This window comes from Burkholderia sp. Bp9143, assembly GCF_003853645.1.
Classification (GTDB): Bacteria; Pseudomonadota; Gammaproteobacteria; order Burkholderiales; family Burkholderiaceae; genus Burkholderia.
The window spans coordinates 21,537-32,607 of sequence record NZ_QTPO01000075.1; the positions used below are offsets into that span (position 1 = coordinate 21,537).

At 60.3% G+C, this 11,071-nt stretch carries 10 protein-coding genes; 4 read left to right on the forward strand and 6 right to left on the reverse strand.

Annotated elements, in window-relative coordinates:
- Nucleotides 1–106 precede the first annotated feature (106 nt).
- Both DIE23_RS35990 and DIE23_RS35995 read right to left on the reverse strand, forming a co-directional pair.
- On the reverse strand, nt 107–835 hold the full coding sequence (locus DIE23_RS35990) for an ImmA/IrrE family metallo-endopeptidase (RefSeq protein WP_124617265.1): 729 nt from the start codon (nt 833–835) through the stop codon (nt 107–109).
- Nucleotides 832–1,158, reverse strand: coding sequence for a helix-turn-helix domain-containing protein (locus DIE23_RS35995; RefSeq protein ID WP_124617267.1), 327 nt, complete (start codon nt 1,156–1,158; stop codon nt 832–834). The genes DIE23_RS35990 and DIE23_RS35995 overlap by 4 nt, the downstream gene beginning before the upstream one ends.
- A gap of 446 nt (nt 1,159–1,604) precedes the next feature.
- On the opposite strand from DIE23_RS35995, the gene DIE23_RS36000 reads away from it, so the two are divergent.
- Both DIE23_RS36000 and DIE23_RS36005 read left to right on the forward strand, forming a co-directional pair.
- Nucleotides 1,605–2,237 carry a hypothetical protein gene (locus DIE23_RS36000; RefSeq protein ID WP_124617269.1) on the forward strand — a complete coding sequence of 211 codons (633 nt, stop codon included), beginning with the start codon at nt 1,605–1,607 and terminating at the stop codon, nt 2,235–2,237.
- 2 nt (nt 2,238–2,239) lie between these two features.
- Nucleotides 2,240–2,854, forward strand: a complete 615-nt coding sequence (locus DIE23_RS36005; RefSeq protein ID WP_124617271.1) for a recombinase family protein — start codon at nt 2,240–2,242, stop codon at nt 2,852–2,854.
- Between the two features lie 58 nt (nt 2,855–2,912).
- Here the strand turns inward: DIE23_RS36005 and DIE23_RS36010 are convergent, their stop codons facing one another.
- Nucleotides 2,913–3,284 carry a hypothetical protein gene (locus DIE23_RS36010; protein ID WP_124617273.1) on the reverse strand — a complete coding sequence of 124 codons (372 nt, stop codon included), beginning with the start codon at nt 3,282–3,284 and terminating at the stop codon, nt 2,913–2,915.
- 821 nt (nt 3,285–4,105) lie between these two features.
- On the opposite strand from DIE23_RS36010, the gene DIE23_RS36015 reads away from it, so the two are divergent.
- Entirely contained in the window at nt 4,106–4,906 is an 801-nt protein-coding gene (locus DIE23_RS36015) for a DUF3560 domain-containing protein (protein ID WP_124617275.1), read from the forward strand.
- A gap of 180 nt (nt 4,907–5,086) precedes the next feature.
- Entirely contained in the window at nt 5,087–6,265 is a 1,179-nt protein-coding gene (locus tag DIE23_RS36020) for a site-specific DNA-methyltransferase (protein WP_124617277.1), read from the forward strand.
- Nucleotides 6,266–6,282: 17 nt separating this feature from the next.
- On the opposite strand, the gene DIE23_RS36025 is transcribed toward DIE23_RS36020, so the two are convergent.
- The 3 genes from DIE23_RS36025 to DIE23_RS36035 all read right to left on the reverse strand — a co-directional run.
- Nucleotides 6,283–7,362 carry a hypothetical protein gene (locus DIE23_RS36025; protein ID WP_124617279.1) on the reverse strand — a complete coding sequence of 360 codons (1,080 nt, stop codon included), beginning with the start codon at nt 7,360–7,362 and terminating at the stop codon, nt 6,283–6,285.
- 176 nt (nt 7,363–7,538) lie between these two features.
- A complete protein-coding gene (locus DIE23_RS36030; RefSeq protein ID WP_124617281.1) occupies nt 7,539–9,161 on the reverse strand; it encodes an AAA family ATPase in 1,623 nt (540 codons plus the stop codon).
- 461 nt (nt 9,162–9,622) lie between these two features.
- Nucleotides 9,623–11,071 (reverse strand): type IV secretory system conjugative DNA transfer family protein (locus tag DIE23_RS36035; protein WP_124617283.1); only part of this gene is annotated, 1,449 nt, incomplete at its 5' end.

An 11,071-nucleotide genomic window follows, 5' to 3' on the forward strand; every position in this document is an offset into this window, starting at 1 on the left:
TCCGCCTCGGCCTTCGCCCTCCATTTCACGGCAAACCGCAGATATGCGGATACGCGGATGTGCGTATTTTACCACCAAAAAGAAGGGGCGCAAGCCCCCAGTTGAATCACCCGAAGAGCGATGCCGTTCGTCCCGGCTCGGCCAGCAAACCGAGCCGCAGGAGCCGGACTCGGGCGGCATCCTGCGACACCTGGTAGCGGTCAGTCACCGCCTGGATCGCCTTTGCGCCAAACTCGGACGAGGGAGTACATGGTGATGGCCCGATGTCAGGGAATTCGGAAGCAATGAATTTTCGCACATGGGTAACGGGCATCAACAAGGCGCCACATACATGCCCGGCTTGCCACTCCATCCAGTCCGATACCGCGGCGTTCACGATCGTCTCGCGCTTGCAGACCTGAATTCTGTCGGTCCCTGCGTTCTGCGGCGCAGGTTCTTCCCCAAAGTCGAGGGTCATTGCCTGGGGATCCCACAAATAGGAGTGAAAGTGGACGTGGCCGAACTCGTGAGTAAGAGTGGTGCGAAGCCGATTCTCCCGACGCAAGTCGCCAGCCAATTCCCCGGCGATACGAACAGATGGCTTACCGCCCGGATTAAATACCGTCACGCCTTCGACGCTTTGCCCAAACCCTGAGAGATCGGCATAAAGGTCGAGGTCGTCGACGTGCTTCTCAATTAGTGTTGTGAGATCGTCGGTCGAAACAGGATAGTCAACCTTCCCGTACTTGCTCCTCAGGAAGCCGGAAATGATCTGCTCGCACTCACGATCAAGTTCATGCGGCTCATAGTGCGGGCGACGGGCGAAACGCCCAGTACGATCTGGCACCTGTTTCATTTCTTTTGGTCGAGTGCTTTACGAAAGGCAACGAGAGCCTGCTGCACTTTTTCTGGAGGCAGGTTCCGTTCGGTCACATCGGTCGGAAACTTGCCCGCGAGGTAGAAGAGATAGTCTGGATTTAGGTCAAGCACCGTCGCGAATTGTCGGACCATCAAATCCGACGATGGACTCCGTCGATCGTGCTCTATATCGTTCAGGTATTGAGGAGATATGGGCTCACCATCCTCTCGCTTGACCCTGGATGCGAGCTCCTTCTGGCTCATCTCCAGCTGTTTTCGCTTTTGCGAGATCTGCTGTCCAAAAGTACTTGGCGCAGACATAGACACTCCTTTGTTCGTCAATCAGCGGAGTGACGTATTTTAGTTCGCTACTGCCACCTTCCGCAAGGAGCATGAGGGCTGGCTAGGTGGCAACGGCAGCTTAAAGGCGTCAGCGTTAACAGGCGTCAGCGGTGCACCGAGAGACGACGGCACGAACGGCCGTTGTACTTTACAAACTGCCCCCGGCGCCGCGCCGAGCCGAACGACGAGAGTGGGTCACGGAGTGAGCCACCCTGCCAACCGGCTGCGTTGCAAAACTCCTAAGTTGTGCAACGCCGTGCCGGCCGCCGCAAAACCCTTGTGCGGCCGAGGTGCGTCATGTTGCAAAATATAGTCTTGTATGGGAAATTATGTGCGACTATGATTTGCAACATGGTGCGCATGTGTGAGCGTGCCGAGCGGTCAGCAACCACCCGCGCCATTGAGCGCCGATATCGGGAGTGACGATGGACAAGAGCAATCGGGACTTCAAGAGCATGCTCAGCAAGATTACCGAAGCGGTAATCGACACTAGCAGTCCAGATTTCAAGCACATGCTCAGCAAGGCGCGCGACGCCGCAGCCGGCGGCATCAATGCCATGTCTAAGGGCGAGGCCCTCGCTGCCGCGCTCGTTCTCAACCGGCCTGACTGGCTCGCTGCGATGAACCACACGATTGCCGAGGCAATCGACCGCATTGGCCCGGAGTGGGCGATCCTCGTACCGGCCGTTGCGAAGGAGTTTGAACGCGACGCACAGACCGCCGCTTACGCGTCGGCCGAGCGCACGCGACTGGCGAGGCATGACGAGCTCGCCAGTCGGCAGCAGGCCGATAACGAACTGGATTTCAGTGCCAAGCTCATAACCTACGGCGACTCTCCCGGCTACCGCGACGTGACTTTCACATTCGACCTTGAACCGGTAGGCGAAAACCAGCGGCCGACCGTTCGCGCGAGCATTCGCATTCGGCCGGAAGATGGCGAACGGATTGTCGAACACATCACAGGTGTTCATCGTTGCGCGTGGGATCGCAGCAACGGCGGCCGACCAATCGACGCGAAGCCCGACGAGCAACGCCCGCGCTGGATCGACAAGGGCTGACGATGCGCGACCCCGCAGACAACGCCACGCGTGATATTGAGACAGGCGCATTCCTGATCGGATATGCGCGCGTCTCGACGCGCGACCAAGACTTGAGCAACCAAGAGGCAGAGCTACGCGCGGCCGGGTGCGGGCGCATATTTGCCGAGAAAATTACCGGCATGAAGCGCGCCCGCCCGCAGCTCGACAACCTGCTTTCGCACCTACGGCCGCGCGATGTGGTTGTCGTGACGCGGCTCGACCGGCTCGCGCGCAGCATTCTCGATTTGCTCGAAATCGTTGAGCGCATTCGCGACGCCGACGCCGGCTTGCGAAGCATTGCCGAGCCGTGGGCCGACACCACGACGCCGGCCGGCCGCATGGTGTTGACCGTGTTCGGCGGCATGGCCGAGTTTGAGCGTAGCCTGATCGTTGAGCGGACCAGCACCGGCCGCGCGGCAGCGAAGGCGCGCGGTACGAAGTTCGGCCGCAAGCCGAAGCTCGAAGCCGCGCAGCTCAAGCACATTTATCAGCTCGTGGACGAAGGCAAGGCCAGCAGGCAGGAGATAGCCGACCTGTTCGGAATCGACAGATCGACGTTGTATCGCGTGCTCGCGCAGCGCGAGCACGCCGCATAAAAAAGGGGAAAGGCCGAAGCCTTTCCCCCCGCGTTGGCTAAAAAGCCAGCTCCCACGTTCAACGTGCCTTGATCGTTAGATCCAGGCGGCTCGTGCCGTCAGCATTGATGCCATAAGCACCCGACACCTCGAAAACATCATCGAGTTTCCGGTCATGATGTTTCAGGTATCCGCGCAGATCAGAACCCGGAAACGGGCTCGTCGGAACAATGTGCGCGTAATAACCCAAACCGCCTTGACTCGGGTCGGTCGTACCAAGCGCAATGTCGAAACCGTCAGGACGGTCATTGACAATCGAGAGCCTGGCCGATGCCGCGATCATGTCATCGTTGATGTTCAGGAAGCCCACCCAGAGCATGACGCCATCGGCAGTCATGTCTTTGTGGATTCTGAACAGGTGTCCCGTAACGTTCGACTTCGCGTTAAACATAGTGGCCTCCAAAAAAGAAAGCCACTCGGGAGCGTCGATTGACGCTCCGCGAGTGGCAGAGCGTCAAATCGACTCGATTGATTGTAGGCCACGAATGCGCCAGTCGCACGCGCAATGGCGCCGACCGCCGGCCGAGACGGCTCGAATGCGGGCGTTCCCCGGCTCGCCGGGTCGGGCTTTCGCGCTACGCGTCGAGCCTCGTTCCGAGTCTCGCCCCTACGGGCATCAATCCCTAACGCAACCACCTGGTCAGGTGCGGCCGAACGGCCGCACATAGGCGCTCGCCGCGCGGCGTTTATCTCGGCTCCGGTATGCGCCTGTGGCCGTTTCCCCTGATTCGCCGCCCAGTCACGCGACCATAGCCAACCCGCTACGTCCATCAAGGGCCGCGCGCAGAGCGCGCTGAAATCCTCGCCCGTTCCTGCTCGCTTCGCTGCGCGGGCTGCGGCCTCCGGTTTCACCCTTGACAGCCGTAGCGGGCCGGCTAAATCCGTCGCGGGGCGGCGAACTCAGGGAAAACGGCGGCAAGGCAATTACCACTCACAGCCTCGCTGAACCCGTCACGCAGGGGACGGGAATCTTGGGAGCCGGTCAGCAGTAAAAGCGAACCCATTTTCGATGGAGGTCGAAATGCCCGCACTTCGGTTAAGTCATTGGTTGGTAGTGCTTACTAACTCATACATGGAATACACGTACACGCCCTGGAATGACCGCAACGTGTATCGCCGCACCGTTGATTACCGCCATGTCGTTTGGTGTTAAGCGCAGCAGCCCACCCAAGGCGGGCGAGCGCGCCCGCCGCACCTGACAGGAGCAAGACGATGAACAAGTACGAAGCGAAGCAGGAAGCCCGCCGCGCCCGCCTGGCCGCCCGTGCAGCGCACGCGCGTTCGGCGGCAACGATGCAGTACACCCGCGCTGAAACGATGGCTTCGGCGATTCCGTTCGGTCAGCCCATCTTGAAGGGCCACCACTCCGAGGGCCGCGACCGTCGCTATCGAGCTCGTGTACACGCGGCGTTCGGGAAAGCCTTCGAGTTGCACGACACGGCGGCCGAGTTCGATCGGCGCGCGGAAGCAGTCGGCAAGGGCGGCGTATCCGGCGACGATCCCGACGCCATCCCGAAGCTCACGGCCAAGCTGGCCGAGCTGGAGGCGCGGCACGAAAAGATGAAGCGCACGAATGCCCTGATTCGCCGCGAGGATCGCGCAGGGCTTGAGCGCATGGGCTACACGGCAGCGGCCATCGACGCGCTCTTTCGCCCTGACTTCGCAGGCCGCGTTGGCTTTGCCTCGTATGAAATAACCAACAGCGGCGCGAATATCCGCCGCGTGCGCGACCGCATCGAGGCACTGAAGAAGATCGCTGAGCGCACCGACCGAGAGGAAGAAGGCCACGGCTACACGTACCGCGAGGACACCGAGGGCAACCGAGCCGTGTTTCTGTTCGACGCGAAGCCGGAAAAGGCCGTCCGCGACCTAATGAAGCGCAACGCGTTCGTGTTCAGCCCGACCCGTTCGCCCGCCGGCAAGTCGGTCTACGTGCGCAAGCTCACGCCGAACGCCATCGCCACGGCCAAGTGGATTCGGCCGCAGCTTGACGATCTGATGACGGGCGAGTGATCCGGTTCCGGCCCGCTATGGCGGGCCATCATTAAAGGCTCGAAAAAAATGAACCTGATCGGAGCTCAACGCGTGGGAAGCGTCGATGAAAATTACTGGCGTCCGGCCTGGTTAGCGTAATACAATAACCTGCCAGTTAAATGCAGGCGCAAAACCAGCGCGAAACAGAAGAGGAAAAGAATGGTCCGTCCGCACGTCTCCGAACCCCGAGACAACATCGCGAGCCTTCGGCTCACCCTGAATGAGCGGCAGGAAATGGAGTCGATCTCCAATGTGCTGGGGTTCAAGTCGCTGAGCGACTACATTCGCCATCTGCACAACATCGCCGTCAAGCAAGACAAAAAGCCCGAACGAGTGAATGGCGAAAGCTATGGGCCCTTCTCTGTCGCACACGAAACGAAGCTCGGGAAAATCTATAACGGGAACTCGCTCGAATACCTGCATCACCGTGCGAAGCCCAGCTCAGTCAACTTGATCATGACCTCGCCGCCCTTCGGCTTGGTACGCAAGAAGTCCTACGGTAACGAAGACGCGGCCGCCTATTGCGACTGGTTCCGCCCGTTTGCGGAGGGCTTCAATCGCGTGCTGCGCGATGATGGTAGCCTGGTAATCGACATTGGCGGCGCTTGGAAACCCGGCACGCCAACGCGGTCGCTCTACCACTTCAAGCTCTTGATCATGCTATGCGAAGAGTTCGGGTTTCACCTCGCGCAAGAGCATTACTGGTGGAACCCGGCGAAACTGCCGTCGCCCGCTGAATGGGTGAACATCCGTCGGGTCCGCGTGAAAGACGCCGTGAATTGTGTGTGGTGGCTTTCAAAGACGCCGTTTCCGAAGGCGAACAATAAGCGGGTTCTCGCGCCATATTCTGACTCGATGAAGGGGCTCCTGAAGAACGGCTACACGGCAAAGCTTCGGCCGTCGGGGCACGACATCTCGGAGAAGTTTTCGAAAGACAACGGTGGATCGGTGCCTCCCAACTTGCTCGCCATCGCGAATACAGAGAGCAATGGGCAATATCAAGATTATTGCCGGGCGAAAGGCATCGATATCCACCCCGCTCGGTTCCCCGCGTTGCTGCCGGAGTATTTCATCAGAATGTTGACCGATCCGGGTGATCTGGTAGTCGATCCGTTCGCAGGTTCGTGCGTGACCGGCATGGTGGCGGAAAACTTGCGCCGGAAATGGGCCTGTGTCGAACTGTCCAGTGAATACATTCGCGGCGGCATGGCGCGCTTTCAAGACGGCGTGGAGGCGACACGCTCCCGCCCGGCGAATTACGCGATTAGCACGCCCTGCTCGCAACCAGCGAACGAGATGGAGGTGCCGCTCGTCGCGAACGGTGGCGCGACAAGATAGGTGATGATTGCCGGCGCTTAGTTCGGGTAGATAGCGAGCCTGCAATGCAGCCTCGCTGCCCATGTGGCTAGGGTTCCGCTCGCCAGTCCAGAAAAATCCGTCAGTCCTACCGGCTTCGAACCGTCCAAGGTCTCTTCAAAACCGGACAACCCCGAACACACCACCACGCAATCCCGCAACATGGCTTGCGCTTGCTCTATGCCGCCGGGCCGCGAGTCGCGGCAATACCGGACGAGCTGCGAGATTGCGTCGACGATCGCTGCCGAGGCCGAAAGCGGCGAGCCGAACCATTTGCATTCGAAGTGGGCGACGTCCATGCCAATGTCGGCGTCCCGAATCGAAACGTCTGCGCGCGCCAAACCCATGCCCGCGCGCAGCGCTTCGGCGGTTTCTCGAATCATGGCTTCCGATGGATCGAGATGCTCGGCAGTACGCTTGGGCAGCGCATTCTGCCATCTGACGCGATAGCGCCCGACCGAGGCGATTTCGGACCCTCCGGCAATCGAACCCTTCCACCGAACCCGGTCGCCAGTCTGAGCCGCCAGCGCTTCGGCGGCCGCGAGCGCCGTTGCCAATTCAAGCTTCTGCCAATCCTCCAATTGCGCGATGAGCGTGTTCGACAATATGGCGCGTATCGCGTCCGGCTCGACGCGCTCGATGCCCTCGAACAAAAGCATAGAGTCCGCTGCCATCCGGTAGAGCGGCGACAGGCTTTTGCGCGCGTCTCTAATCGCTGCACCTGCGGGCCGACGCCGCCCTGCTGGAGACAACATCACTTCGCGCAGCATGCGAGTGCGAGCGGCCCGTTCAAGAAGCCCCACCCGCGCATGAATCCAATCCTGATCGGGTCCAAGCTTGTGACGACGGATCGCGGACAACGCCAGCGACTCGGCCTCTCGGAGAACCCATGCAAGAACGTGGTTGCGCCGTGTCAGCAGAGAGAGTGCTGGCTCAGACACGACGAAAAGTGTCGAGTCGCACGAAAGCTCCTGCTCGCAAAGCGTCGCACGCGCATCAACGACTCCGGGAATTTGCCCGTAATGCGTCTGCGTCTCGAAGGCGATTGCCGATCGGATGTCGCGCGGGTTGGCGATCACGTGCTCTGCGAGGCGCCGAACCCCATCCGAGAGCGCCCAGCGAAGCAATAGCTCCTCGCGCTCCTCGATGTCAGCGCGCGGAGTTTTCGAGTCCCAGCCGTTGCCCTGCGGCGACCGATGGCAGCGCAGAAGCGCCGCGAGGCAATGGTCGGACAGCGCGGAACCAAGTGGAGTGCTCAGGGCGCGAGCTCCATAAATCGTTGCTCGACATCGGCAGCCAGAACGCCCGACAGACCCCACGCCGAGACAATTGCCGAAGAGCAATCTGCCGCTTCGGCGCGGCTAATGCCGTCGAGCAGCGGCAAGAACGTCGAAGCCATCACCACAACGAACGTCTTCTGAGCCTCCGCAGATGGCGCGGCCAGGAAGTCAGTTTCAGGGTCCATAGCTGCGGCAAGCTTCAAGAAGTCGATGACCGGAGCTCCGCCCAGTTCGCGGTGCCGATTCACAATCGACCACAAGTCCGCAACCGGATTGGGCAGCGCGGCGTTAGCGGCGCCCTTCAACAGGTTGAGCTTTTCCAGCATACCCCGCACAAAAGCGGCCGGGTCTTCCGGTATGCCGATTCGAATCCATGTGAAACGCCGCGACAGCGCGAAACTGATCTGCTCCAGTTGCGACTTGTCGACTTGGTTGAGCGTGCATAACATCGCCCACGCCGGCCCCGGGGCGAACTCGTGGCTCTCCTTCGAAGGGTTCGGCTTGGGCAAGATCCGGTAGTTCTGGCTGGACGCGTCCTCGACCTTCACCCGATAAGGAAGGGTTGTCGATTGCCCGCTCAGCACAGAGAACAATGGCCCGATCACCTTGTCGATTGGGCAGCGATTCAACTCATCAATGATGATCGGCTTGTGGAAATCGCGAAGCATCGCACCCGGGACAAAACCCATTTTTCCGGGGCCCAGCGGCTGATAACCTCCGACCAAGTCTTGCGAGCTCCACGAGGATGACGCGGTCAACAGGGTGTATGGAGCCTCTCCTTCAGAAAGAGCATCACCCGCAATCTGCTCGGCAACATATTCGGCCAGCGTGGTCTTGCCAGTTCCAGGAGGCCCGTGGAAAACAAAGTGACGCTTGCCAGCCGCCAGTGCTGCATTGATCAGCTTGTAAATGACAGGAGGAACGCCGACCAACTCCGGCGAAGGCATGACTTGCGGCGTCTCTGTGGGCTCAAGGACCGCGTCCGCCTCTGCCTCAAAAACAGCGGCCAGATCGTATTGAAGGCGCTCCATATTCTCGCGGCTGTCGGGCGAGTAGATGCCGAACGCTGCCGGGCCCGCGCTGAGCCAATGAGCAAGGACGCGGGTCGCGTCGTCATAAGTCAAAAGCTTGCCAGACGGCAGGGGCAACGGTGCCGGCTCGGCCATAGTCTTCACGAGGCTGATATGCGCGATGGGATACATCGACTTGGCCGTCTCACGACCTTTGTAGCCGAGTTGGCTATTGTCCGCGCTGAAGTCCGTCAGCGTATCGCCCGAGGTACCGACAGGTAGCGCCTTCGCGAATGCGAATTGCACAATCCACTCCCACTCTTTGGGAAAATTGAATTCTGCAGATCCGACTTTCACCGCTGGCATAAGGCGGAAAGCGGCCAGAGCGCACTTGCCGGAGCCGTTATTGATGTAGCCGGGGGTCCCAGACCCGGGCATCCGCTGGCCGGAAGAGTCCTGCGCGAAGTGCGCGACGGGCGCCTCTCCGGTGGCGTCAATATGGACGATCCAACGAGGCGGTTTGCTGGTGATGCTAGCTGGATTCTCCCAGTAACCCGTATGCTCGGAAACCGGCTCACTGAGAGCCAAGTCACGCGTTCCGGAGGAGCGGCGCGTGTAGGCAAAGGGGCGAAGAGGTGCGGAACTGGCGGACTTCGCCGCCGATTCGGCCCCAAGGATGTTCTCTATCGGTGATGCGGTTGCCAAAGCTGACCCTATTTCGTTGTTTTCAGCATGTTACGCGATTTGGGTTGCCGACCTCGGGAGCAATTCCGTGCGTGAAGAGTGGACGCGGGTTCGGACGAGAGAATGTACCTTAGCCGCCACCGTACAAGCAGTGGAGCCGAAAAAAAACAGGGACGCTAGGTGTCCCTGTTTGCTTCGCGGCCAGTATCCCTAGTGGGACTGGTTTTTCCGCTTACCCGAGTGGCAACGATCACCGGGGAGCACCTCTGTAAACCAGAAAGCGCCGGCCAAGCCTGCAACCAAGATGCCGCACAGAATCGGATACCGGAATCGAAGATGCGCGCATATTCTAGCGCAGTCACAATTCAGGGCGTCGGTGCGGCTTCGGCCGCCTGTTCGGCACCGGCGGCGCCGGCCTCCCACGATGCGAAGTCGCGGCTAATCTGCGTCGGACTGGTGTACAGCTTCGAGGCGATACGACCGGGCATGTACACGATGGCGATGCGCGCGGGCAGGTGCAGAAGCGTGCTTTGCGAAATGATCGGCGCTTCCTGTTTGCCGACCATGCGATGCCCTTCCCACTGCTCGCCGCCGTGCGCGTTCGTCTTGGTCGTTTCGCGCTGCACCACGTTCAACCACTGGCCCGCAGAGAGCTTTTCAGCCCATTCCGCCGTGCGCTCGTCGGCCGCACGGTACACGAATTTGATAGGTGTATTGACCTCAAATTCGCGGGCCAGTGCCTTGCCATCGAGGCGCTTATCGTCCGGCGCTTCGAGGTTGGCAATCGACTGCGCGGCGAGCAGCAGATTGCATCGATTCTGCCGGATCGTGGCGAGCGCGTCATTGATTTCCGCGCACGCCAAGAACTTGAGTTCGTCAATACCGACCGTGACATGGGCCGGGCGCGTGCGATTCAGGCGCTTGATTTCGGCCGTTAGCTCGGAGATATAAGCCTTCGTCGCCGCCTTTACCACCGGGTCGGCCAGATCGCCGCGCACGTACACCACGGCGTTATTCATCAAGCACTGTTCAATCGAGTGGCCCTTACGCTTCACGGTCTGCGCGAAGGTTTCGACGCGCGACCACTCGCGCAGCGAGTCGCGCAGCGTGGACAGATCCCGGTCGCCGGACGAGCCGTGATCCTTCACGTAGGCCAGCAGCGATTTAATCGTGCCGTCCGTATTTTCGAGCGCGTCATCGAGCAGCGCGCGCTCTTTCGCCTTGTACACGTCCGCATCGGTGCCGTGCGATTCGAGATTGAATGCGCGCACGATGCGCGTGCGTCGCTGCCGGAAATCGCCGCCGAGGAACGGATGCCACACGCCCTTGCCGCCCGGATTCAGATCGAGATACACGAAGCGGCGGCCCGCCGCCTTCGCTTCGTTTTGCAGCAGATACGGAAGCCAGTCATCGCCTTTCGGATCGACGTAGACCACGCCCATGCCGAAGCGAATGCACTGCTTGAAGATGCTTTGTAGGACGATGCCCTTGCCGTAGGAAGTCGGCCCGAGAATCGCGTGATGAGTCGTGAAGAACTCTTGCAGATCGAAATAAATCGGCTCGTTATTCTCGTCTAGACCGTAAAAAACCTTGCCATCGACAAAGTATTTTTCCGGCTGAAAAGCCTTGGCTTTGAGCGTCGCAACTTCCTCGCGAGCATCAACGAGCTTGTCGGTTTCCTGCGTGACGCGCGCGGCGCGCCAGTAGGCCGAGAGCCGAGGCGCAGCATAGCGGTCCCACACGAACCGCAGCACAACGCCGTAGAGGATGGCCGCAAGGATGATCGGCCAATACTGCGCGAGCTGCGCGCGCAG